This window comes from Pedobacter sp. 01N310 (genome assembly GCF_056399805.1).
This window is the reverse complement of record NZ_JBFTSB010000003.1, coordinates 31042-57616: the sequence shown is the minus strand read 5'-3', so window position 1 is coordinate 57616 and position 26575 is coordinate 31042. Positions and strand designations below refer to the sequence as shown.

The 26575-nt window shown below is 38.7% G+C and carries 18 protein-coding genes; 13 read left to right on the top strand and 5 right to left on the bottom strand.

From position 1 onward, the window contains the following. Positions 1–6: 6 nt before the first annotated feature. Positions 7–2367: a mechanosensitive ion channel domain-containing protein gene (locus AC1DNH_RS08440; protein WP_477581946.1), complete on the bottom strand. Its 2361-nt coding sequence runs from the start codon at positions 2365–2367 to the stop codon at positions 7–9. 737 nt (positions 2368–3104) lie between these two features. Beyond that, positions 3105–3614 carry a PRC-barrel domain-containing protein gene (locus AC1DNH_RS08435; protein ID WP_477584677.1) on the bottom strand — a complete coding sequence of 170 codons (510 nt, stop codon included), beginning with the start codon at positions 3612–3614 and terminating at the stop codon, positions 3105–3107. Between the two features lie 285 nt (positions 3615–3899). Here AC1DNH_RS08435 and AC1DNH_RS08430 point away from each other — a divergent pair, with 285 nt between their 5' ends. Beyond that, on the top strand, positions 3900–4190 hold the full coding sequence (locus AC1DNH_RS08430) for a hypothetical protein (protein ID WP_477584676.1): 291 nt from the start codon (positions 3900–3902) through the stop codon (positions 4188–4190). A 101-nt stretch (positions 4191–4291) separates the two neighbouring features. On the opposite strand, the gene AC1DNH_RS08425 is transcribed toward AC1DNH_RS08430, so the two are convergent. The 3 genes from AC1DNH_RS08425 to AC1DNH_RS08415 all read right to left on the bottom strand — a co-directional run bounded on the left by AC1DNH_RS08425 (position 4292) and on the right by AC1DNH_RS08415 (position 8768). Next, on the bottom strand, positions 4292–6565 hold the full coding sequence (locus tag AC1DNH_RS08425) for a GH92 family glycosyl hydrolase (RefSeq protein WP_477584675.1): 2274 nt from the start codon (positions 6563–6565) through the stop codon (positions 4292–4294). Positions 6566–6897: 332 nt separating this feature from the next. Then, positions 6898–7497, bottom strand: coding sequence for a GIN domain-containing protein (locus AC1DNH_RS08420; protein ID WP_477609540.1), 600 nt, complete (start codon positions 7495–7497; stop codon positions 6898–6900). 521 nt (positions 7498–8018) lie between these two features. Beyond that, on the bottom strand, positions 8019–8768 hold the full coding sequence (locus AC1DNH_RS08415) for a hypothetical protein (protein WP_477579076.1): 750 nt from the start codon (positions 8766–8768) through the stop codon (positions 8019–8021). A 346-nt stretch (positions 8769–9114) separates the two neighbouring features. On the opposite strand from AC1DNH_RS08415, the gene AC1DNH_RS08410 reads away from it, so the two are divergent. The 12 genes from AC1DNH_RS08410 (at position 9115) to AC1DNH_RS08355 (ending at position 26575) form a co-directional block, all read left to right on the top strand. Then, the gene (locus tag AC1DNH_RS08410; RefSeq protein ID WP_477579075.1) at positions 9115–11007 is read left to right on the top strand and encodes a glycoside hydrolase family 97 protein; all 1893 of its coding nucleotides are present in this window, start codon (positions 9115–9117) and stop codon (positions 11005–11007) included. A 59-nt stretch (positions 11008–11066) separates the two neighbouring features. After that, positions 11067–11249: a fibronectin type III-like domain-contianing protein gene (locus AC1DNH_RS08405; RefSeq protein ID WP_477579073.1), complete on the top strand. Its 183-nt coding sequence runs from the start codon at positions 11067–11069 to the stop codon at positions 11247–11249. A 139-nt stretch (positions 11250–11388) separates the two neighbouring features. Beyond that, entirely contained in the window at positions 11389–11976 is a 588-nt protein-coding gene (locus AC1DNH_RS08400) for an RNA polymerase sigma-70 factor (RefSeq protein WP_477579071.1), read from the top strand. A gap of 170 nt (positions 11977–12146) precedes the next feature. Beyond that, positions 12147–13322, top strand: coding sequence for a FecR family protein (locus AC1DNH_RS08395; RefSeq protein WP_477579069.1), 1176 nt, complete (start codon positions 12147–12149; stop codon positions 13320–13322). 318 nt (positions 13323–13640) lie between these two features. After that, positions 13641–16985: a SusC/RagA family TonB-linked outer membrane protein gene (locus tag AC1DNH_RS08390; protein WP_477579067.1), complete on the top strand. Its 3345-nt coding sequence runs from the start codon at positions 13641–13643 to the stop codon at positions 16983–16985. 12 nt (positions 16986–16997) lie between these two features. After that, positions 16998–18431 carry a RagB/SusD family nutrient uptake outer membrane protein gene (locus tag AC1DNH_RS08385; protein WP_477625307.1) on the top strand — a complete coding sequence of 478 codons (1434 nt, stop codon included), beginning with the start codon at positions 16998–17000 and terminating at the stop codon, positions 18429–18431. An 11-nt stretch (positions 18432–18442) separates the two neighbouring features. Then, positions 18443–19186 carry a DUF4843 domain-containing protein gene (locus AC1DNH_RS08380; RefSeq protein ID WP_477579063.1) on the top strand — a complete coding sequence of 248 codons (744 nt, stop codon included), beginning with the start codon at positions 18443–18445 and terminating at the stop codon, positions 19184–19186. A gap of 174 nt (positions 19187–19360) precedes the next feature. Next, entirely contained in the window at positions 19361–20920 is a 1560-nt protein-coding gene (locus AC1DNH_RS08375; RefSeq protein ID WP_477579061.1) for a PKD-like family lipoprotein, read from the top strand. Positions 20921–20933: 13 nt separating this feature from the next. Further along, complete coding sequence (locus tag AC1DNH_RS08370; protein WP_477625306.1) at positions 20934–22292, top strand: TlpA family protein disulfide reductase; 1359 nt, start codon at positions 20934–20936, stop codon at positions 22290–22292. Further along, positions 22292–23650 (top strand): TlpA family protein disulfide reductase, encoded by a 1359-nt coding sequence (locus tag AC1DNH_RS08365; RefSeq protein ID WP_477579055.1) that lies wholly within the window; start codon positions 22292–22294, stop codon positions 23648–23650. The genes AC1DNH_RS08370 and AC1DNH_RS08365 overlap by 1 nt, the downstream gene beginning before the upstream one ends. Before the next feature lie 4 nt (positions 23651–23654). After that, positions 23655–25037, top strand: coding sequence for a TlpA family protein disulfide reductase (locus AC1DNH_RS08360; RefSeq protein ID WP_477625305.1), 1383 nt, complete (start codon positions 23655–23657; stop codon positions 25035–25037). 173 nt (positions 25038–25210) lie between these two features. Continuing rightward, complete coding sequence (locus tag AC1DNH_RS08355) at positions 25211–26575, top strand: thioredoxin family protein (RefSeq protein ID WP_477585041.1); 1365 nt, start codon at positions 25211–25213, stop codon at positions 26573–26575.

Genomic DNA, 26575 nt, shown 5'->3' with positions numbered 1-26575 from the left:
CTGCAATTATAAAATTTCGATGTTCTTCTGTTCAAATGCCTCAAATATCTGTGCATTGATCATGCTTCTGGTTAAGTCGGCTTTAGAAATATCCTTGCACCAGAAATAAATATTGATGGTACTGTTCAGCTTACTCACCGGGCTGATCATAATAATAGGTTCTTTGCTGATAAAAACATTGCTGTTCTCTATAATAATTTCCCTGATCAGGTTTACCACTTCAGTAGAATTAAAGGGCTTTGCAATCAATAAAGAAATATCTACCCGCATCTGGTTGTTACTCAGCGTCCAGTTGATGATGTTGTTCGATAAAATAGAACCGTTAGGGATAATAATTTCGGCGCCTTCGTCGCTAAGTAAGGTACTGGAGCGTACGCCGATTTCCTTTACTCTTCCTTTTTTATTGCTCAGCTCCACAATGTCGCCAATTCGGATGGTTTTATCAAAAATTAGGATAATCCCCGATACAAAATTGCTTACAATATTCTGTAAGCCCAACCCAATTCCAACACCCAATGCACCAAGAATAACCGTGATTTTATCAATTGGCAGTCCGGAGGCAGCAACAGCGATTAAAAAGCCCCCAATTAATAACACCAAACGGGTTACGAGTAATTTCGAACGCTCTCCTTTGTTATCATCAAAACTGTCATCGCCTGTATCGCCAAAGAAATAAGCAATGTATTTCTGCAAAAAGTTGGCAACCCAGATAATGCCCAAAAACAATACGATGCCGCCAAAGGTAAAAGAGAAGTTGCCTATGGTTCTTTTTTCCGTGAGGATTTCCATTACCAATTCGTATAGTCCGTTAAAAATATTCAGGTTGGTGGTAAATATTATAAACCAGATAATGGTAGCACCAATGCCGGTTAGCCTTTTAAGTCCGGTAATTACGGGCTGCCAATCAAAATACTCTGGAAATCCTTTACGGATCCTGCTGCTTTTCATCTGCAACAAAAAGGCCTCCACCAATACTTTCGCCAGGATGGTTAGCGATATGGCATTTAAGAGCGAGCTTACCCCAGTAGAATAAAAAATCTGCGTGAGGGTAAAGCGGCCAAATAGATTACAAAAGGTGGCAATGATGGCAAAGCCAACGTAAATAAAACCCGTAGTGAGGATCATTCTGTATCTTTTGGTTTTCTCATCAAGCATTTTCCATACCATAATGCCATAGGCAACGGAGCTGATGGTTAAAAACAGCAGCAGCCAGCGCTGGTATCTTGGTGGCATACCCAAAAGGCGTAAAAAAACCGGAGCAAGAAGAAGTACCACAAATATGCACCAATAGTAAAATAACTTTGAGCCTAGCTTTTTACGGAAAAATACAGTAAGCAAAATGGCCAGTATAATCTCTACAGCTTCTATGTAAAGTGCAGGCGCCCTCAGATCGAATATAGGGGCCAGTGCAAAGAGCATGATAAAAGTAATTAAATAAGGCTGCGGACTAACAAGTGAAAAACCATCAAGGGTTTCTAAACGCCCCCGCTGTTTTACGCTTCTAAAATTGAAAAATACCCAAAAGAAGAATATGGTACAGGTAAAAAGTAATAACAATCGGCTGCTTCTGGTGTACACAAAATAATAGCCCGATATTTCTTGTTCTCCTTTAATAAACCTTCGGAAGCCCATGCTTTTATTGGCCCGTCTGTTTACTGTTTCCCACAAATAACGGCGCTCTTTACCAAAAGCTTTAATGCTTACAGCATCGAGCTGACTATCGGTAAGGTACATCAACTCTTTAATATTGATGAGGTTAGAAGAGGTTCTGGCCTGCAGGTTGTTGATTGATAAAGTAGTCGTTTTCAGTAGACTATCCATCACTATACGTTTCTTCTTTAACTCTGCAAACTGCTCTTTAAACATAACCTGTATGGCAGGTACCGTAAATACTTTAATCAGTACGGTATCTTTACGCAGGTTAAGAATCTCTGTTTTTAAAGCCCGCAACTCCTTTTCATATTCATCAAGGTCTGACAAACAATCTTTATTATTGCTCTGTAGTTCTTCCAGCAGGGTTTGATCCATCTGCAGGTTTTGCAGGTTAGGGGATCTGTCGCTTTGGGTTAACCTGCTTTTAAGCAATGCCAGTGCAGCTTCATCCTGCGTTAAATGTGCTTCTATGGGTTTAAGTTTCTTAAAGGAGCCAACGGTAACCGGAACTTTATTTACGGTTTCAAATACTTTTTCCAGGTGCGCAAGATAATCGCCTTTGGTCAATGTAGCAGAATCTGAAAGAATAGATACATCCTGCCCCTTATCTACAGGCTTATCTTTCTGCGCAAACACATGGCCAGAAAAAAATAAGATAAGGAGTAGAGATATTAAGTTCCGTATGGCTGGGTAAAAAGAATTTCGTGTTATCATTGAGCTTAGGCAGTATTGAATATTATCCGTTATGGGAATATAGGTTTTCAAAAATAGGAATTAGGATTGATTTTTTAATCAGAACACAAGCACTACAGGATTATGTATATGCTTTTAATACTTCGCAATGACGACCTTTCTTATGGGATCTGTCAATGGTAGGGTTAATTTATTGTATAAAATCAATATAAACGACATGGTATTTTAAGGACGATAAACGATGGGAAATCGTCATTGCGAGAAGGCTTTTTTGCCGACGAAGCAATCTTTATCGAAAGGATCACTAGCATGAAAGATTGCTTCGTCGTTCCTCCTCGCAATGACGACCTTCTTTTGGAATTTGTTGTTGATAGGAATAATTTATTTTATAAAAATCAATATTAATGACAGAAGAATTTTAAAGAGGTGAGCTGATTAGAAGTATCGTCATCTCGATCCCGAAGATTCGGGAAGAGATCTTTAAATTTGATTTCAATAACATAGTTCAAAGATCTCTCCTCCGAAGGAGTTCCTTTGGAACACTCCGCAGTGCTTCGGTCGAGATGACGATCATTCCATTGGAGTCTGTGAATGGTAGCTTGTCGAAGGGTCTTAAGGTGTTGCGATAAGCTCTCCGTAGGAGTCCTTTGGACAACATACATCATCTGAGGTGAAATCGCCTTATGATACAACCTCGTTTTTTGAATATAAACTATACTAGCGAGGCATATACATCATTTACAAATTTAACGTATCCATTAAATTAACGGGTCGGAATCCTGATTGCGGGGATTGTGCTCCGGAAAACTATTCTTATCGAAATGATGGTGACGATAAAAGTTTGCACGGTCAATCTCTACAATTTCATCTTCCATCCGCAACGCCGCCGGACTTCCAATTATGCTTCGGATCTGGTTCTCCAATTCAGGGGTAACCTCACCAATAATATATCTCGGCATTGCCCTAAACTGATCCTGGTGGATATCGGGTAAAATAACTTCTTTTTTATCTTCGCCTAAATTTGCGAGCCAGATGGGTATCAGCACGGCCTTTTCCTCCAAATCTTCGCCCATATCGACAAGCTCCACAATAACATAGCGTATCGCATTTTGCTCGGGATCAAATAGGAGGTCGCGCACCTTTCCAACCGAATCGCCAGCTTCATTTCTTACTGGCCAACCTTTAATGTCTGCCTCGCCGTCTGTTAATTGATAACTACTTTTTGAGAGCTCTTCTAAATTGCTGTATAAAATAGTTCCTGAATCCATAATTGCTTTTTTTAAAGGGGCTATTAATAACGATGCCCAGTTTTACAACAAGTTTTTCAGGTGATGGTTTTTATGCTAAGGCGCCAGGGTACAAAAATTGGGCGGCTAAAACAAATATCGTAAAGGAGTAATTAACTATAGGTATTTGTGGTCTAGCGTTTTGTGTTGGTATTAAAAGATGTGGAAAGCAACGAAAATATTAATCGAAATAATTTTTTTTATCAGGCGGCAATCATACTGTTTAACGATTATTTTGTATAATCGTTAAAATAGAATCAGAAGTTAATGAAGAATATAGCTGAATTTAGAATGTCATTAAAAGAAGATAGGCCTGATAGTAACATATCAGTTCAATTGCGCGCACTCTGGTATGATGCAAAAGGAGATTGGCATACGGCCCATAACCAGGTCGACCATTTAGGCGATGTTGCCTCTGCCCGCATCCACGCCTACCTGCACCGCAAAGAAGGCGATATTTGGAATGCCGATTATTGGTATGCTAAAGCCGGAGAGAAAAGGCCACAATTATCATTAGACCAGGAGTGGGAAGAATTGGTACAGCATTTTTTATCATGATGGGTGTAAATCACCTATCATTTAGTTCCAGCAATAACTAATGGTATGCTGGGGAGATAATACCTGAAAACAATATTAATCTCCCAAAATCTCCAGTCATTTTATTTCGCAGGCATTTTAAATGAAGGGGGAAGTGACGCTTCATCCGCTGCCCATAGTTTATTCGGACGTTTGCCCATTACCAACTCCAATTTGCCCCCTTTCATTAAATCCTCGTGAGCAAACCACGATTTATTCCATACTTGCCCGTTCAGTTTAGCCGATTGGATGTATTTATTTTCAGGAGAATAGTTTATACAGTTTAACTCAAACTTTTTGCCATTTCCCAGGTCAAGTTTTACATTGGCAAAAGTGGGGCTGCCAATTACATACATGGGCAAGCCTGGGGTTATCGGGTAAAAACCCATCTGCGAAAATACTACAAAAGAAGTAAGGCCACCGCCATCTTCATCGCCAGGAATACCCATTAAATCATTACGGAACCATTGACTTAATAAACTCCTTACCCTTTTTTGCGTGCGCCAGGGCTGTCCCGCATAATTGTATAAGTAAGGAATGTGCATGGCAGGTTCATTACCCATAGAAAACTGCCCAACATTACCCGTATGATCAGGCAACTGCGAATAAAAATCAAATCTGCTTTTCCCAAGCGGTGTATTATACATTTTCTCCAGTTCGTCAACAAAAGCCTGTTTGCCGCCAATCATATTTACCAAATCGCCCAGGTTGTGCAACACATCCCATCGGTAAAGCCAGCCATTGTTTTCATCGTAAGTTTCTCTGGCACCAAGTCCGCCCGAAAAGCGGTAATCCAGCGGTTTAATAAATTTACCTTCCACATCTTTCGGATGAAAAAATCGGGTGTCCGGATTAAACACCGTATGGTAGCTGCTACTTTTATCTAAAAAGTATTTTGCTTCATCGGTTTTACCTAATTGCTGAGCAATATTGCCCAGGCACCATTCATCATAAACCGTACCCAGGGTAACGGCTATCGGTTGGCGTTTTTCAAAACCATGGACTTCTGCTGCGGTTTCTTTTTCACCTTCAGGTAAAGCAGGGAAATAGCCCTTATCTTTAAAAAATTGATCTAAAACACCTGCTTTTTTTGAAGACCACGGGGCCAGGGTTTTTTCGGTAATGGCTGCTTTACAATACTGATAAGCTTCATCAAGATTAAAATTTCTCAAACCCTTGTTATAAGCATCAATTACGGTGGCCGCGCCATGATTGCTGTTCATCCTCCGGCTATCACCAGTTACCTCCGGAAAAGTTGGCATCCAATGGTCTTTCATCTGTTGTGCCATTCGCAGGTAAGAATTAATCATATCGCCTTCCATTTTTGGCTCAATAATCACACGGAGTGGATGTGTTGCCCGGTAGGTATCCCAAATCCAGTCGTCGGTAAAAAATGGCATACCATTATCATTGTGCACTTTTCCGTCGAAGGCACTAAAATACTTTCCATCTTCAGATAAGCTGATCATTCTTTCGTAAGTGCGATAAAGGGATGTGTAAAATATGGTTTTGGCTGTTTCATCGGTGCCTGTTACCATGATCTTTCCAAGTGTGGCATTCCAGATATTCTTTCCTGTCTGCGCCACCTGGTTCAGGTTATAATCCTTGATTTCTCGACGGAGATTTTGTTTTGCCTGTTCTTCACTGATAAATGATATGCCATAACGTGCTTTAATCTGCCTGGTTTGAGCAGGAAATTTTAAAACAAGATAAGCATCACGGCCGGAAGCAGACTGTTCCCTGGAATCAATTTTAGTTCCATGATGCTTGCCTGATTCAAGGGGTGTTAAATCAGTTTCGAAGTAGAGGTAAACCTTGGTATTATTGTCTAGTTTCTGAAAACCACTTACAACATTTTGGCTCACCTTCAGCGCTCCGTTTCTGGTGTTTAAAACCAGGTAAGCCGGAGCATTTGTTTGCGAAAAGTTGAGCGCATATATCCCCGATTGGTGCGACGGCGCAAATTGTACATTTATCCCAAAATCATCGAGGTCAACCTCATAATAATAAGGTTTAATCACCTCATTGTCGTAGCCATAAGAAATTACGTTACCCACATTTTTGAGGTCGCCCTGAAAGGGACTCAAATTAAAGGCCGAGCTGCCCCGGTGGCTGGTAACCACAACAGGCAAACCATCTATAGTATTACTGGTAAAATTATCACGCTCCGGATAAACCCGCAATAAGCTGTTAGGTAAATGAATAGTAGGATAAGTGGGTACAAGTAAATGGCTAATGTTACCAATGTATGGGTTAACATAGTCTACGGGTTGTTTTTTAGCTTGTGCATGTGCGAAATTGATACAAGCTATTAGCAAAAATATTGCGCTCAATAAACAATATGTATATTTTTTCATTTCAAGAATTTCGATTAGGTGTGGCAAACATAACATTTTTCAAAAACGATATTTAACGCTGACGAGTTGCCGACTGTATCATTAATGATGTAAATCTTTTTAATCCTGCCTATAACAGTAAAACGATTTAGCAAATCTAAAGGAAATGATCAGTTTACCAAAAAAGCAAGAATAGAAAATGCCCTTTCCTATTTGGCCTGTTTGCATCTTATTAGGTTAATTACAATGCCTGGTGCCAAAAAAAGAGGTTACGGCTTAAGCGTAAGTGGTGTGTAAACAAAAAAGAGCGATGAATAGATTTCATCGCTCTTCGAATGTTAAATTTTTATTTATTATTTTGCTAATGAGGCAGTTTGTTCTGTACCGGTTACTGGTGAGCTCATTTGTGTTTTCATTGCTGCAAATCTATCTAGATTCAATTTTGGTGTGCTTCCCATTACTAAAGTATGTTCTCCTGTAGCGCCACTTAATTTTAAATCTGCACGGCCTTCAATTACAGTATATAAACTTTCTGTATCCGAATCGATTTCTGCAACCGCATTTCCTTTTAAGAATAACTGAAGATATTTAGTATCCAATTTGCCAGCTGTTTTTACTACGGCATTTTCAGAAGCCTGTACTCTGGAAATATTTTTTACATAAACTGTAATCTTAGCCGTATTTCTATCTACTGAACTGATTTTTAGTGCATATCCGTCTTGGATCACTTTTACTTTACCAGTGTTATCATCATTGTAGCTCACACTTTCTTTTTCTCCTTGTATCAACGTAATTTCTACATTGCCACTTACAATAACCTGGCTGATGTTTTTAGGTGCCGATATTTTGATTGGCTGTTTCTCGCCTGCCATTACACTTGTTGAGAAAATAGCAGAAGTTAAAACGATAGCTGCTAATACTGATTTTGTTAGGGTTTTGATTGAGGTTTTCATAATGCCGTTATTTATATTTTTAATTAATATTTTGTGATTGTTTTGTAGATAAGACACCACGATGGCCAAAACGTTGCAGTAGAAAACCCTCAATTATACCAACACAGCTTAATTCTCGACGAACGGGTTTAAAAATCGGGCGAAAAAGAGTTCATTTTTACGAATACTTCCATACCTATCGCTTAATTCTATGCACGATCTTAATCTTGTTGGCTTAGAATTAACAATAGCTGAACATTTGCTTTAAACGCCTGTTAAATCTTTTGCGGTAAGTTCCAGTAAATTGAGGCCATGAGAATGACCGTAAGGTTGAAAAATAAAAGAAAAATTAGCGCTGGTTAACCAGCTACGAGCCTGTAATACGCTAAACAGATAGACTGGCGGAGTTAATACCTGCCTGAAAAAAATTGACCTACCTCAATAATCCAGAAAGATGTGCTAAATCAATAATGCCAAGCTCAGAACTTGGGTTTAAATGGGCAGAATGTGAAGCATCTGCCCGTTGGGTTTCACTATAATGGCTAAAATTTAATCGATAGTTTTTCAGAAACAAGAACATTGTTTTTGTAGTACTCGAAGAACCAGGTTCCATTCTTTTTTAAAACTATGCCATTCCCGGTTCCACTGCTGGAAATGTAACAGTCCTCTACAGAGGTTTTGAGTAAGGTCATTACAATTTTAGGGCTTGCATCTATCAGTTGGTAACCATTGCTTATAGGCTGCGCATACAATAGCCCCTCTTGTTGCTCTGTTTTAACGGCAATCGGCTGACTAACTGGCGCAGATGCTGTTTTAGGCGCCACATTTGCAGGGGCAGGTGTTGGACTGGTAACCGCTGTTGGGCTGCCTGCTACATACTTAAAATCGTTAAAGGATGTAAATGCATCTTTCAATGCCATATTGTAAGAAGTTTCATATTCTTTCTCTCTGCTTTTACCTGCCTTGCTTTTTATCACTATAGCACCCTTACAATCTTTAAGTAAAAGAGTAAGATTGGTAACGAACATACTATTGTTTTCCTGCACTTCTACCACCAGGGCCTTGCATCTATCTGTTGCAATTTCTTCTGGTATTTCCGAATTATCAAAATACACAGTAAAACCTTTCTCCTCAAAAAAAGCTTTTGTTAGTGTATTTAAACCATATTGATTAATCTGTTTGAGAAAACTAAATTTCTCGGGCACAATGATGTATTTGTAATTGGCGGTATTAGACTGTGCCTGTACAGAAAAAGAGATTGCTAAAAGGACAATAAAAAGATATCTTTTCATAACGGTTAATGGAGCTTGGATAAGATTCCGCCTCAATTTATAGAATGAAACGGAGAAAATCAAATTTCAGTAACATGATACATTATTAATTCAAGGGTATTTAAGAAAGCCCCAACCAAGTTTAAGGGTATCGGTTGATTTTTATTTATCGCATTTTTATCAAAATTATCTGCAGATTTGTTATCATTGAGCCGACCAAATATCATTATTGTAATGAAGATCATCCCAATCAATCAGAAAATTCCGCTGTTTGAATAAGCAAGCATGAGACATTGAGGCTTCAATTTCGCTGTTGGTCCGCGAATACAGATCAAATATTTATACTATAGCACTGACAAAATAAACAATGAATAAGTTTCTTGTAATACTTTTTTTTATAGCCCTTAGCCAGTTTGTACAGGCAAAAGAAGTTAAGATGTCGAGTCCCGACAATAAAATAGTCCTAACCCTCAGTACAGAAATGCAGAATAAATCTGCGTTAAATTATACGGTTATGTTTAAGGGGAATGTTGTAATCGCTGCATCACCTCTTGGGCTTGAATTTGAAGGAGGAGATCCTTTGTCAGGTGGTCTGGAAATTGTTTCGGTTAGACAAAAATTGGTAAAAGGTACCTGGAAACCAGTTTATGGAGAGAAGAATATATATGCTGACCACTACAGAGGAATAACCGTCCAGTTTAAAGAGAACACAAAGCCCTTTCGTTCTTTTTCGATGGATTTTCGAGTATACAATGAAGGTGTAGCCTTTCAATATAATATAGATACGAAGAAGCAAGTAACCATTAGCCGTGAGCTTACAGGTTTCCGGTTTACTCAGGACCATCCGTCCTGGATTGCAAGGGAATCGCAGGCAAGTTATATTAAAGGGACTGTGAGTAAAACACCGAATGGTTCTGAGCGGCCTTATGTAATCGAAGTTAATCCAAACTGCTTGGTGGCGCTTGGCGAAGCTGCCTTAACCAATTTTGCTCAGATGAAATTTGACCGGTCCCCAAAAGACAGCTTATTGATAACGGCTGCGCTGAGAGGAAAATCGGTTTTTAACAGTAGTTTTTCAACGCCGTGGCGCTACGTGATGATCGCAGAATCAGCCGGGGAGCTATTGGAGAATAACTATTTCATATTAAACTTGAATAAACCCACGCCATTGAAAGATGTATCTTGGATAAAACCTGGAAAGGTAATCCGCGAGGTAACTTTAACAACGGTTGGTGGTAAGGCTTCTATTGATTTTGCTGCCAAACATCATCTCCAGTACATAGAATTCGATGCAGGCTGGTATGGCCATGAGTATGATAATGCAGCCAGTGCACTAGCCGTAAACGTAGATGCCTCAAGGTCTCCAGGCCCATTGGATCTTCAGGAAATCATTGCTTATGGAAAAAGTAAAGGCGTTGGTGTGATCCTCTATGTGAATCAAAGGGCATTAACAAAACAGATCGATACTATCCTTCCATTATATAAATCGTGGGGGGTGGCAGGATTGAAATATGGCTTTGTGAATGTAAATTCGCAGCAGAATATTACCTGGTTGCACCAGGCCATAAGAAAAGCAGGAGATCATAAACTGATGCTGGATATCCATGATGATTATCGCCCAACTGGATATTCAAGAACCTATCCTAATTTAATGACCCAGGAGGGCGTGCGTGGCGATGAAGAAAGCCCTGACAGCAAACAGGCATTAAGCACCATGTTTACTAGGATGCTGGCTGGCGCTGCTGATGCTACAAATTGTTATTTCGCACCAAGGGTAGATCAAATGGGCTCACATGCATCGCAAATGGCCAAAGCAATCTGTTTATATAGCCCATGGCAATTCGTTTATTGGTACGACCGTCCTGCCGATTCGCCGAGAGCTAAAGGAGGGGCAGGATCAGCAGCTTCTGTAATAGATGAAATACCTGATCTTAGTTTTTATGATGCTTTGCCAACCATATGGGATGATACCAGGGTACTAGATGGGAAGATAGGAGAATATGGTACTATGGCCAGAAAAAATGGAAACGATTGGTATCTGGGTACAATGACCGACAAATCGAGGAACTTCACTTTACCGCTTAATTTTTTAGAAAAAAAGACAAAGTACGAGGCTACTATTTATACTGATGATGCTTCACTCCAAACAGCCACAAAAATCCAGATCAGGAAAATGAAGGTAGATTCGTCAACTGTTCTCTCATTTGATTTAAAGGCAAAGGGAGGAGAGACCATTATTTTTAGAGCATTAAAACCCTAGCTAATTCGATGAGATAACTGAGTTATATCTTTTTTGAATTTAACGGATTAAGCACCGATATGGCAAAATACAAAATGGTGATAAATGAGGGTTTCGGTAAGCCTAAAAAATGCAGGAAAAGTAAAAGAGATGAGGTGATACAGCTTTACCTAAAAGACCTGTTGAGTAGCCTTAGCACTTACGGATCTGTTTTGCGCCGTTTTGAAAGGGTAACATTAATACCGGGAGAAGATAAAATGTAGTCTTTGGTCGAAAATTCGTCTGAGAATAAAGTCTTAAAGAAAGATTTTTGGGTAATTGAATAAGGCTATCGGTTTTTCAATTTATTGTATGGTGTCGGTTTTTTTTATAAATTTATATAATCCTTATGCAAAAGAGAAAATGTTTACCCAAGTAATATTAGCAGATGAAGAGTTAATTTCTTTATTAAAGACAGATGATAGAAGAGGCCTTCAACTGATATATAACAACTATTGGGAACAACTATACCTTGCAGCATTTAGTGTATTAAAAGATCCCGAACCGTGTAAGGATATTGTGCAAGATGTTCTATTGCAATTATGGATCAGAAGAGATGAAGTGAAAATTGATTCACTAAAATCTTACCTGTTTACCGCTGTCCGCTATAAAGTACTCACTTATATAAAGTCGGCAAATAACCGGAAGGTATTTATCGAAGATGGCGAATTGGAAAAATTGGCTGGCTTTGCCTTACAGAAAGATAACCTGAATAAACAAGATGTCGAAAAATTGCTCGAAAAAGGGATTGCTTCACTCCCAAAGCGCTGTCAGGAGGTTTTTCTGTTCAGTAGAAAGGAATTTTTGAGTAATAAAGAAATTGCCGAGAGAATGGGCATCAGCGTAAAAACTGTCGAAGCCCAGATGTCGATCGCATTAAAACATTTACGGGCAGTGATGGGAGAAGTACTTTTTCTGTTGGTGATGTTTTCGTTCCACCATACTTTTTAAAACGCGAAACCTAAAATACAGGCCACGTCAAAGGCGTATAAGCAAAATATCTACATAAAGGAGCATCCTATATTCCAGCTTCATCCCCGTTTAAAACCGCTTAAGCCCTTCATTTTAATTTTTTTTTAAATTCTTTTAGGGGTTAGGGCTTTTCATTTAGACATACCTATATGAAAAACATAATAACTGATAGTGAATTTAAAGAATTGGCAAGGAAATGCCAGGAGGGAACTGCCAGTGAAGAGGAAATAAAAGCTTTTGATGAAGTTTATGACTTACTTCTTCAAAGACATACAACATGGGATGCTAATCTTATGGGTGAGAAAGTAGCTGTTCAAAACGAAATATACCAGTCACTCATCAATAAGGTTGATGATCAACAAAAAAATATCCGCGTGTTTCCATTATGGAAATATTTATCTGCCGCCGTTCTTTTAATTGTTGCTGGCTTCAGCGTTTATTTTTTCGCGATTAAAACAAAAATGGAAGATCAGCATCAGCAGGCTGTTATTCTACCTGGCAAAAATAATGCAATCCTGACTTTGGCCGATGGAAAAAAAGTTAATTTAAATGAGGTAGGGAATGGTGCTTTGTTGAAACAGGCTGGAATTCAGATTACAAAATCGGCTGATGGCCAATTGTTGTATAAGGTATTGAATGATGTAGAAAAAACAGCCAAGTTAGTCTCCTATAATTTAGTGGAGACCCCAAGGGGTGGGCAATACCAGATTATCCTGCCTGATGGTACCAAAGTTTGGCTTAATGCAGCTTCCTCATTAAAATTCCCATTGTCATTTGCCTCTATGGAAGATCGTAAAGTTGAACTAAAAGGAGAGGCCTATTTTGAAGTAACCAAAGATAAAATACATCCATTTAAGGTTATCAATGAAGGACAGGAAGTAAAAGTGCTGGGTACACATTTTAATATTAATAGCTATGAAGATGAGGGTGCGATTAAAACAACCTTACTAGAGGGAAGCGTAATCGTAACCTCTGATTATGCTAAAAATGGAGTAAAGGCTGAAGTTAAGATTAAACCGGGAGAGCAGGCCATATTAACTGAGAAAGGAATAAATGTGGTAGAGAAAGACGTAGAGGCAGTGATGGATTGGAAAAACGGGGATTTTATATTTCAGCAGGAGAGTTTAAAGCAGATCATGAACAGGGTAGGCCGATGGTATAATGTAGACGTAGTTTATGAAAAAGATGTAAATGCTGGATTGACCTTTAGCGGTCAGATGTCAAGGTCGAAAAATATCAAAGAAATCCTTAAAAATTTAGAATCAACCGGGGAAATCGAATTCGAAATCAGCGGATCAAAAATCAAAGTAAAGAATAACCAATAATAAAAATATCAACAAACCAAACTAACCGATTAATTTACTAACCAAACCAACCGTAATGAAAGCTTTTCCTTAACTTTTACAAAAGCATAGCTTAAAAAATAAGCCAAGAGTGTGCAACCACTCTTGGCTATGGTTTAATGCTATTCATCAGACCCGAATAAATCGGGAATTGCAAAACAATTATTAATGAAACCCTGAGCATGCCCAATTCCTAACTAGACAATCGGCATACTCGTATTAAACTCATTCAAATGTATGAATTTTTACTTTAAAAGGCTATACAGGCCACCAGCTCGTATTGCCCAAATTTTGCTCGTAATGAAACTAATCATTGTGTTATTAACAGCTACATTTTTGCAGGTAAGCGCAGGCACTTATGCCCAGAACGTTACCCTGAAGGAGAAGAATGTCAAATTGGTGGCCATATTTAAAGAAATCCGTAAGCAAACCGGTTATGATTTTATTTATAGCGACCGCATGCTGGAAAATGTAGCGCCGGTAAACTTAAACCTGACGAATGTTCCATTAATTGAAGCATTGAATAAAGCTTTCGAGAACCAGCCACTTTTATATGAAATTGAGAATAAAACCATTATAGTAAAAGCTAAACCGGCACAAAACTATGGCTTTGCAAATCTGCTGCGTGTAATTACAGGTACTGTAACCGACGAGAACGGTGGTCCTTTACCTGGTGTTACCATCAGGAGCAAGAAGACAGGTTTAATTGTAAGGACAGATAAGGATGGGAAATATGCGATTTCGATCAACGATAATGCAGACGAACTTATTTTTTCTTTTATCGGCTTAGAATCAAAAACATTACGGGTTCCAGATAAGAATATTTTAAATGTACAACTTAAATCATCTGTTGAAAGGCTAGACCAGGTAGTGGTTACAGGTACTGGTATAAACAGGAACAAAGAAAGTTTTACGGGTGCAACTGCTACCTTTACCGGTGCGGAGCTAAAGGCAATCGGAAACAATAATATCATTGCGAGTTTGAAGGCTTTAGACCCCTCTTTTATTGTACTTGATAATGAATTAAAAGGTTCTAACCCCAATGTGCTGCCTACACTTGAACTTCGGGGTAAAACCACCGTTTCTGAGCTTTCGTTAAAAGATCAATTTGGTACCGATCCAAACCAGCCACTCTTTATTCTAGATGGTTTTGAAACCACTTTGAGTACGATTATCGATTTGGACATGAACCGCGTGGCCTCCGTAATTATTCTTAAGGATGCGGCTTCCACAGCTTTGTATGGGTCAAAAGCAGCTAATGGTGTAATCGTAATAGAAACCATTAAACCGGTACCGGGTAAATTGCGCTTTTCATATAACAGTGATTTAAGGGTTGAAGGACCTGATCTCACCGTTTATAATATGATGAATGCTGCAGAGAAATTGGAATTTGAAAAACTTTCTGGAAGATATAATATTGATGATGTTAAACAACAGCTTACCTTAGATTCGGTATACAATGTGCACAAAGCTGCTATCGCAAGGGGTGTAGACACCTATTGGTTATCTGAGCCGCTCCGTAATATTGTAAGCCAAAACCATTCCATTAATGCAAGTGGTGGCGATGAGGCTTTCCGCTACGGGGTGAGTTTCAATTATAAAATTAATCCTGGGGTAATGAAAGGTTCTACCCGTAATACATGGGGAAGTAACATCAATTTGAACTATCGAAAATCGAAGGTCAACATTAACAACTCATTCTCTATAAACGGAAATAATAGTACAGAATCTCCTTATGGTAACTTTTCTAATTTTGTAAATGCGAACCCTTATTATGAGAAAAATACCACTAATCCCAGTTTAGATAACGCAACAACTTTTTCAACAGTTTTTACCACTAAAGCGATAACGGTTCCAAATCCACTTTACAACGCTTCATTGCCTTTTAAAAACGAAGGAACGGGAATGAATTTAACAAACAATTTATCAGTACAATATGATATCCTTCCGAAATTTAGGTTGAACGGAGGTTTCTCCATATCGAAAGGTGTTTCCGAACTTGATATATTTACCTCACCCGATCATACAGATTATGCGGCGTTAGCACCTGTTCTGCGTGGTAAATATTCCAATAGCAAATCTAATAACTTTAGCTATAGTACAAACGCCTTATTAACCTACGGTAATGTATTTGGAGGTAAACATTCAGTTACAGCCAATTTAAGAGGGCAGTTTAGCCATAACTATTCCAGTTTCGAAAATTTTGTTGCTCAGGGATTCCCTACACAAACAGATCCTGTTTTAAGATTTGCCTATGGGTATGAACTCAATGGAATGCCAAGTGCATCCAGTTCTGCTTTCCGAAGTGTAAACGCAACCGGATCTGTTAACTATTCTTATGCCTCACGTTATCTATTCGACGCTTCGTATCGTTTAGATGGTTCATCCTCTTTTGGTAAAAATGATCCTTGGAGTCCTTATTGGTCTGCTGGTATTGGCTGGAATGCGCATCGCGAAACTTTCTTGAAAAAACTAGATGTAGTGAGCCGTTTAAAGCTTTACAGCAATATAGGTGTAACCGGAAACCAGACCATGGGAGCCGCGCCTAATAATACAATTTATCAGTATTTAAGGGCCTATAACCAAGCTGGATTGGGTATCAGTATGCTTACATTGGGTAATCCAGATCTATTGCCATCAAAAACTACCCAAATAAGTAGCGGTATCGATTTTGGTTTCTTTGAGGATCGTCTTACAGGTTCTTTAACTTCTTATTCTAAGGTTACAAACAATATGATTGTTCCTGTAGATTATCCTACATCTTCAGGTGTTGCCAGTTATTCGATGAATGTAGGTAAATTAAAGACCTTGGGAACTGAATTTAGGTTGAATTATGCGGTGATCAATAATCGTGCAGGCCGTATTATTTGGCGGGTTGGTGTAACAGGAGCAAGAACCAATAGTGTATATGTTGGTTTTGGCGATGCATTAAAGAAAATGAATGACAAAATGATAGCGGAGGCGGCACCAGCGGCGCCTGGGGAGCTAAAAAGGGTAGTAAGCGATAAAACTTTAACCCGTTTCCAGGATGGAGCCAGCCCTAATGATTTATTTACCGTTATCTCTTTAGGTATTGACCCCGCTACTGGCCGTGAAATGTATTTAACAGCTGATGGAGGGAGTACGACAGATTATACACTTGGGCTTAATACTAAAGTGGGCAGTTCCAGACCAATATTAGAAGGTGTTATCTCAAACAATTTTACCTATAAAAATCTATCCGTGCAGCTAACAATGCGTTATAAATTAGGTGCCAATGTTTTCAATTCAGCACTGCTTGAAAAAGTTGAAAATATCGATTTCAATGATATTGTGAACAACCAGGATAGGCGTGCCTTGTACGATAGGTGGAAAAAACCTGGCGACATTACCCAATTCAAGAACATCTATATGGGCGATCCGAATGTAAGGTCAACCGAGATGTCAAGCCGCTTTCTTCAGAAAGAAAACTCACTTTCACTTGAATCAATTAATGTGAACTATAGCTTTTTAAATGCCAAATGGATGAAAAATATGGGTATGACAAACCTAAATTTATCTGCTTATACAAATGATATTTTCCGCTTCTCAACAGTTAAACGCGAGCGGGGGATTGAATATCCATTTGCACGTTCCGTGTCATTTAGTTTAAGGGCTTCATTCTAATTTATAGGAATAATGAAAAAAAATTACAGAAACATCATCATCTTAATTTGCGCCATAGTTGCGATCTCTTCTTGTAAGAAATATTTAGAGATACAGCCTGAAGACAAACTTCTTGAAGAACAGGTTTTCACTTCAGCTAAAAATATAAAGGCCTATTTAAATGGTACTTATGTAAAACTGGGAGGAAATACCTTATATGGCGAAAACCTAACATTAACCATTCCAGACCTATTGGCGCAGCGTTATAATATGATTCCTGCAAACGGAACTGGTGTTAATATTTATAACCAGTATGCGGTATATGCTTATGCTAGTGGTGCGGTAAGCACTAAAATGGCTGAAATCTGGACCAATGCCTATAGTGCTATTTTTAATGTGAACAGGTTCATGGCCAATCTGACAAAATATCCTGGTGTACTAGATGCAAGAACAGATTCTACCTATCGTGGCGAAGCATTGGCCATAAGGGCGATGTTGCATTTTGATATGCTTCGTTTATTTGGCCCTATGTATAACTCTGCCGATTCTGCCAGTTCTGCTATTCAAATGATCCCCTACGCTACATCGGGAGAAATCACCGTAGCTCCTTTCTTTCCAGCCAATAGAATAATGGATCACATTATGGCTGATTTAAGTAAGGCCGAAAGTTTGCTCTCCAACGATAAGACAATGAATCAAGACAAAAAGTATAAGTTTACCTATTATTCGGTAAAGGCTTTACAGGCAAGGGCAAATCTATACAGAGGCAATAAGGCTGAGGCTTTGGCCTGTGCATTGGTGCTTATCAACTCGAATAAATTTCCTTGGGTAGATAAAATTAATATCCTGAACGAAAAAGGTAGTCCCGATAAGATTTTTTCTAGTGAAATGATTCTTGGGGCCTATAACCCTGATCTTTATAAGGAGGGGAATGGTCAACTGAAGATTTTTAGTGCTGGTTTAGCCGATAATAGTATTCTGGCACCAAAAGACGAACGTTTAACCGCACTGTTTAGTCCAGAACTTACCGCCGATTATAGGTTCTCTTTCCAGTTTTGGGATGCGCCGGCAAGTAAAACATACAAAACATTTTTAAAGTATGCTGATGTGGAAGACAAAACCAAACCCTTTAGAAATACGATCCCTTTGTTAAAATTGAGCGAGATGTATTATATCGCAGCAGAATGTGAACCGAACATGACTATCGCAAGCAGTTATTTAACCGCAGTCCGGTCAAATAGAGGTATTAATACCGTAGCTTTCCCGGTTACTGCTACTCCGACAGAAATATTGAAGGAGTATCAAAAGGAGTTTTTTGGTGAAGGCCAGTTATTCTACTATTATAAGCGGAATAAGGTAGCTACTATTCCTAATGGTAACAAGGTAAGTGATACTGATAGTCCCTTCTCAATGACCGCTGCCGAATATGTTGTGCCAATTCCAACCACTGAAATTTCAAACCGTTAATCAAAAAAATCATGAATAAACTTATTTATAAAATCGCTATATTACTAATGGCTGTTTCATTGGTCTCATGTGAGAAAGGGCTAATAAACTTTGATAATGAAAAAGTTGACGTTTATTTCTTTGATGCCGGAAGAACATATGCACCAAATGTCGATTCTTCTTATGTATCGTTTACTTATGTAACCAAACCCGACACCGTAAAAGACGTGGTGGTTGCAATTACAGGTCTAGCCGCAGACCATGAAAGGCAATATAAGGTTGTCGTTAATGAGTCGTCAACAGCTATCGCGGGAATCCATTATCAGGCATTACCTGAAAAGGTTGTCATCAAAAAGAACGCCATTAGAGATACCATCAAGGTAAAATTGATCCGTACGCCCGATATGAAAAGCAAGAGTTATGTTCTTGTTCTCGATCTGTTGCCGACGGAGAACTTTGGCATTAGCTGGAAAACCAGATTAGTTGGGGGGAAGCCAATCAGTACCATCAGATATAAAATTAGATTCGACGATGTGGTAAAACAACCTAAATACTGGCTTACCAATGCCTTTGGCACATGGACACGGACAAAAATGTTTTTCGTAAGTGATCTTCTAGGCATACCGGCTGACTATATGGAGACTGCCCGTAACACTGGGGAGCTTAATTCCTATGGCAAAGTAGTAAAACGTGAACTAGACCGGTTAGCCAGTATAGGTCAGACCGTTTTAGATGAAAATGGACTGCCAATGACTATGGGGCCAGGTTCTAACTAATTGTTTGTTTTCTAATAAATGAAGATTGTTATGATAAAACCATCATGGGCAAACGCTACAAAACGCAAATAATAAGCCCATGATAGCTTCATCACCGTTAAAAATAAACCGAGCTTTTGCGAGCTCATTAATGCCATCGAAAACAATGAGCAATAAATTAATAATTATATACTGATGAAAAAATATGTATACGCCTGCTTATTGGCGGCTTTTACTTTGTTGACCTATTCTTGTAAAAAGGATATAGGCAATTATGATTACCATGAAATTAATGAGGTTAAATTTAGCTCAGAATTAGATGGGAAAATTTCGGTCCTAACGCTTACACAATTAACCATTAATCCTAAGATTGAGTTTACCCAGGATGCTGCTGTTACTGATCCAAATCGTTATTCATACGAATGGGTATATGTAATAGACGCAACGGTAAAAACATTGGCCAAAACAAAAGACCTGGATGTGTTTATAAGTGAAAAGGCAGGTACTTATAGTGCCTATTATAAAATTACGGATAATGTTACAGGAGTGGTGTTTAGAAAGAGTTTTTCGCTAGAAATCAGGAATGTATACAATGAAGGCTGGTTGTTAATGACCGATGTGAATGGTAAGGCAAGGGTAGATATGCTTGCCAGACAGCGAGGTGGAGAATTCATCGTAGTAACTGATTTATTGACAAAAGCAAACACTGGCCTTGAATTAAAGGGCAAGCCAAAAGTCGTTTACAGTTACAACTGTGGGGCGCTCCTTGGCGTTGGGATTAATTTGCCTTATGCCATCTACTTTGGAACTGATCAGAGCGTAGACCGGGTAAACCCCGAAACTTTTGCTTGGCAGCCTAACTATAATGTAAAGTATGAAGTGTTGACGCCTTTGCCATCAAATTTCAGTATTGACTTGATAAAACGTGTAAATGGACCATCCATTAACGGCTGTTACATGATTTCATCAACCGGCGATGTTTATTATACTTCTCAGGCACCAGCTAATAAATACAGTCAAACACTTAATTTTGACGCTACTGACGGGCCATACAAAGTAGCCCCTTTTATTGGCGGAAACGAAAATTTTGTAACACCAGCGATTTCTCAGTACAACTACTTTTATGATGTTCAACATAAAAGGTTTAGAAGACATTTAAGTGTAAACGATTCCAAACTGTTGGCCGTTCCCGAGCCTAATGGAAGTGTAAGCCAGCCGCTTTTATTCTCTTATGCCAATACAGGAAAAGATTTAATATACATGACCTTGGCAAAAAACAACCAGGTAAATGTGATATTAAAAGATCCCCTTACCGCTAAATATTACCTGGCCCGTTTTGAGGCACATACCGCCAAGCAACTTTACTATCAGGAAATTGTAGGCAAAGATTTCGATAAGGCAGAAAACTTCGCTGTCAGCAATCAAACAGGCTACCTTTTTTACAGTGTTGGCGGAAAACTGTATCTGTATGATACTTCTCCGGCAACACCTTTATGTACTGAAGTGTATGATTATGGTGCTGCAAAAATCAGCGTTCTGAAATTTCAGATTTATCATTTGACCGGTGCCAATTATCCGATCACCGAAACAGACAAACTGGTGGTGTGTAGCTATGATCCGGCACTTCCCGAGGGTGTTAACGGAAAATTGGAGAAGTTTTCTATCCAAAATGGTGGCGCCGGGTTAACAAAAGAACCAAACTATACATTTACCGGTTTCGGCAAGGTACAAAGCTTGCATTACAGAGAAAGATAAACAGCAAAAGCAGATGAAAAAATTGATTTTATATGCCGCATTAATTTGCGGACTGGGAAGTTCATTGCCCATTTTGGCCGATGAAGGGGTAAAAACAGTGGTGAAGGGGGAGATGTCGGGACTGAGGGGAGGCGCGAGCCTTTTTATCGAAGATTTTGGCATGATCCAAAAAGGAAGAGCAAATTATACTAACGGTCGTTTCAGCATGGAAACGACCCTTACAAAACCCGAATTCTGTATTTTAACCACAACCGATCCAATTGTACAGGGTTTTAATGCCTTCTTGAAACCTGGAGATGACATCTTGATTTCGGTAAAGGATAAAAATGTGGTATTCTCTGGAAAAGGAAGCAGCTTAAACCAGTTTCTCTTTGAGCTTACCCGAAAGTATGATTACAAGAATAAACAGTACAGCGCTACAGAAGTTTATACCAACCGGGTAAATGCCATAAAAACCTCAAATAACGAAGAGGTAAAACTAAACAAAGCTGTTTTATTGGGCTATGCACAAGGCGAATACCTCGATAAAGTCTGCGCGCCTTATATGGAAGCAAAGGTTTCGGGAGAAACAGACCTCATTAACAAAATCAACTTCGTTGATCTGGACATCAGCTTATTACCAGAAATTGTGACTTACTACAATTGGTTTAAAACAATTAATGAGATCATGTATGCTAAAATGGAAACAGGCAAACTACAGGTGCGTAATTCAAATACCTGGATTGCCGATTTTGCAAATACCATTAGTAATCAAAAATTAAAAGAAACTTATATTGTTAAGTTGTTGGAATATGCCTTTTTAGAAGATGATATTTTTAAAATAAAGGACTTGGCTAAGGAATCGATGGGGCTGGTTAAAGATCCCTCCAATCTTGGAAAAATCAATGCAATTACCAGCAAAGCTGCAACCGTAACGCGCTATAATGACGCCTTACCTGGGACCGATTTTAGCGCCTATACCTTCCAAAAACCAGATGGTTCGGTAGCTAAAATCTCTGATTATAAAGGCAAATATATTTTAATCGATATCTGGAGCACCTGGTGCCATCCCTGCGTAGCAGAAATGCCCTTTCTTAAAAAATTAGAACATGAAATGGTAGGAAAGGATATTGCCTTCATCTCGTTAAATGGAGATATTAAAGAAGCCTACTGGCAAGATTTTATCAAAAAAAGAAACTTAACCGGAAATCAATTATGGATGAACGGTGGTCTTGCCGCAAATCCTTTCTTTAATAAAATTGGCAGAACCGGCATTCCCCGTTTTGTCATCATTGATAAAGAGGGTAGGATGCTAAATGCCAAATGCTGTCAACGCCCATCTAACCCTGTTCTGAAGGTTTATCTGAATGAATTACTAAGCAAAAATAACTGATGAAAAAATTATTAATAATTGCCGCCCTGCTTTTAGCAAAGGTTTCGTTTGCGCAGATGAGCGAAATCCGTGGCGTGATGAAAAATGGCACCCAAAAGGATATCTATCTTTATAGTATTGTAGATGGGAAGCCCGAATTATTAGCCGGCACTCAACTGGGCGAAGATGGTTCATTCGGGTTTCTGTTTACGCCCACCAATGAGGGCTTTTATACCGTAGGTTATTCAAAAATGGAAAAAGGGTCTCTTTTTCCGATATATGTGAAAAAAGGCGATAAGGCTGAGATTGCAATTGATAAAAGAAGAATGATGTTTGTAGGGAAACAAACGCCTGAAAACACCATTCTTTCATCATGGAATACCTTAACACAGGAGCTAAAGGTAAAATCTGTTTATTTTATGGAGCCGCCATTAAGTACCTATCAGGATTTTTTTCCTGAATTAACCAAAGTTGCCGCCCAGGCCGATGAATTTAGAAAGACGATTAAAACCAAGAATGAAGTTTTTAACCGCTTGATGACCGCAGTGACCTATTTCGATTTAGATTATTATGCCATGCACTTTGTCCGTACTCCACGTAAAACAGGATTTCAAGCAAAGAAAGAAGATTATGTACCTTATTATAACTCGATCCTAGCGGAAAATAAATTCAAAAATGACGATGTCTTATCGTATTTGTTTGGTGAGCTATTAATAAATGAATATGCTGATTGGGCAGGCGGCAGGAATACGAATATCGACAATAGATTAAAATTCTTTACTACCGATAGGCAAAAAGGGGTATATATCTTGTTTAAGCAGACCCCTTTCATACAATCCTACCCGCAGTATGAAGGTCTGGTTAAAAGCTTTGGCCAATATTTTCAGTCGCCAAGCCTAAAATCTAGAGTTGATGCATTGGGGGCTAAATTGTACATCACTACCGCAGGAGGTAAAGCCGTTGATTTTACTTTCGAGGATCAGAGCGGTAAAATGGTTTCATTGAGTGATTTTAAAGGCAAAGTGGTTGTGTTAGACATCTGGGCAACCTGGTGTGCGCCTTGTAAAGCAGAGATTCCTTTCTTAAAGAAACTGGATGCAGAACTACATGGTAAAGATGTAGTTTTTGTGAGCATTTCTACCGATGAGCAGAAAGACAAAGAAAAATGGCTGAAAATGGTTAGCGATATGAAGCTTTCAGGGGTGCAGTTATATGCAGGCGGTTTTGTTAATAAAGTTACCGATTTCTATAAGATTACAACCATTCCGCGCTTTATCGTGATTGATCGGGAAGGAAAATTAATCAATCCTAATTCACCCCGCCCTTCTGAGCCAAAACTAAAAGCATTGCTTGAAACCGAATTGGCAAAAGCTAAATAAAGCTATGAAAAAATTGATGCTTGCCCTAAGTGGCTTAATGTTGAGCCTTTGCTGTTCAGCACAAATGACCCAGATCTGGGGGACAGTGAAATCAGAAGGTTTTAACGATAAAGATATTACCCTTTACGAAATCAATGATGGGGAGACCAGAGAAATTACAAAAACCAGTTTGGCCAAAGATGGCTCTTTTGGTTTCATGTTCAATCCTGCTAAAGAAGGTTTTTATGCAATTGGCTGGGGGGAATTTATCAGGGGAAAGTTTCCGGTTTATTTAAAAAAGGGAGATAAGACAGAAGTTGCCATCAATAATAGAACTATTGATTTTATTGGTAAGCAAAGCCCTGAGAATACCGTTTTATACAAATGGGCCAAGATGACGGATTCTATCAGGTATAATTCCTTCCATTCGATGCAGATGTATGATGAATTCTTTCCTGCCTTGACAAAACTGGTTGCCCAAGCGGAAATATTTAAAAAAACGATCCATACGCCCAATACAGTATTCAACGCTTCGATGAAACAGATTATTGGATACGGTTTAGATTTATATGCTTTAAATTTTCTGGCTATCCCTAGAGGGGGCACATTCATTAAAAAAGAACAGTTGCCGCCTTATTACAATAGGATAATAGAACCCAAAAAGTTTAAAACTGATGCTGTATTGGGAATGCTTAATGGTCAGCGTTATATCGATATGTATGTCAACTTTGCGATGTCAGGTAATAAGGAAACTTATGCCAATTCTGCCATATTAAGCCGCGGAACAATAGATCAAAGAATGATGACCCTTGATAACGACGCGATCAAAGGCGCTTATATGCTAAGTAAGGGTAAAATGCCTGCCAACTATAGCGCTTACCAGGAGTTTATGGATAAGTATGGAAAGTACTTTCAAACGACTTACCAGAAATCAGTTGTAGAAGAACTGGGGACAAAACTTTACAACAGTGTAATCGGACCTAAACCCGGTATCAATTTCACTTACCCTGATCAAAAGGGGAAAATGATTTCGCTAAATGATTTTAAAGGGAAGGTAGTGATAGTTGATGTATGGGCCACCTGGTGTGCACCCTGCAAACAGCAGATTCCTTACCTAAAAAAGATGGAGGAGGCGTATAAAGGCAAAGATGTAGCCTTTATATCGGTTTCAGTTGATTATCCGAAAGATAAACAAAAATGGCTGACCGCGCTGAAAGAGCTGGATTTGAATGGCCTACAATTGTTTGCCGGTGGCTGGACTAAAATAACCAAAGACTATGCTATTTCAGTTATCCCAAGGTTTATGGTATTTGATAAAAAAGGAAATGTAGTATCAACAGATTCGCCTCGTCCTTCTGATCCAAAATTGAAAGAATTGATTGAAAAAGAACTGGCAAAAACGGATTGACAATCTTCCAAGATAAAACAATAATGTTTACGGTTTGATGTGGTTATTTTTCTTCTATCTAACCATTAAAGCACAAATATATTCTAATGAAACCATCATGAGCAAACGCTCACAAACAGCAATGAATACGCTCATGATAGCTTCATAACCTTTAAAAGACAAATTATATTCCAATGAAAAAGATTTTATTAAGCGGTTTCCTCTTATTCAGTACCCTGAACGTTTTTTCGCAAGGAATTGAGTTTGAACACACATCCTGGAAAGAGGCAGTAAAAAAGGCAAAAGAACTAAACAGGCCTATTTTTGTGGATGTGTACACCAGTTGGTGCGGTCCATGTAGAGTGATGGCTGCACAGGTATTCACAAGATCCGAAATAGGGGCGAAGTACAACAAAGGTTTCGTAAATGTAAAAATCGATGCAGAAAAAGGCGAAGGCATTGCCCTGGCAAAGAAATACGAAGTACATTCTTACCCCACTTATTTGTTCATTAATCCAAATGATGAAACCTTAGTAGATCGATCTAAAAGTTCGATGCCCGCTGCAGACTTTAAAGACTTGGCCGATAAAATGCTTGCGAAGTATGCAGGAAAAAAAGAAATAAGTTTAGACGAATTGGAAGCTAAATATAAAGCCGGTAATTATGACGAACTTTTTGCTCAAACTTATATTAAGCGCTTAAAAGCTTCAGGAAAATGGACTGGTGCAGCAATAAGCCGATATATTGAAAAATTTGTAACCACAACACCCTCTACAGCTCAACTATTTTTCATGGGATCTAATTTCACCAATGGCGCTGATTCAGTTCTGTATCATTATATGATCAACAATTATAAGCGCATTGATGCTGTTTTATGTAAAAATGATGGTATTGCAGCAGCTTCTTTTTATCGGGTAATTCGTGAAGAAACGAAAAGCAGGGCCGAAGATATTATTGGGAGCAAACAATCGGTTTCTGCAAAAGAAGCCGGATTGAACAAGCTTTTCGAAAATCTTAAAACTGTTGAAATCGGTGATAGGGGCAACAAAAAAGTCCTGGAATATAAAATCAGATTATACAGTTTAAATGCTGATACCGTTCAGCTTTTAAAGGCTTCACGGACCTATATCACACAATTTTTATTGCCCGCAAATAAAACTTCTTCCATAGGAAGTGAAACCATAATAAATGACAAAAATGCGCCTGAACCTGTAGTTCCTATTGATTCAATCAGAATTTCTGACTATTGCTCAAATTATGCGGTTACTTTATCCAAGCTCTCTAAGGATGTTATAGATAAAGAGTTAGCCACAAGCTTACTTAAAAAAGCAATGATATTGAGCAGTAATTCGGTAGCGGTTAAAAGCAAAATGAATTTAGCGGCTTATTATTTTGGTGAAAAAGAGGCCGCCATTGAGCAGCAATCGAAACTGATAGCGGAAATGAAAAGCAGTAATGATGAATACTTGAAAGCTGCAGAAATTATGATGCAGAAAATGAAAAATAACGAGCCTAAAATTTCTGGTTTCTCCTCCCGTCCGAAGCCAAAAAAACATTAA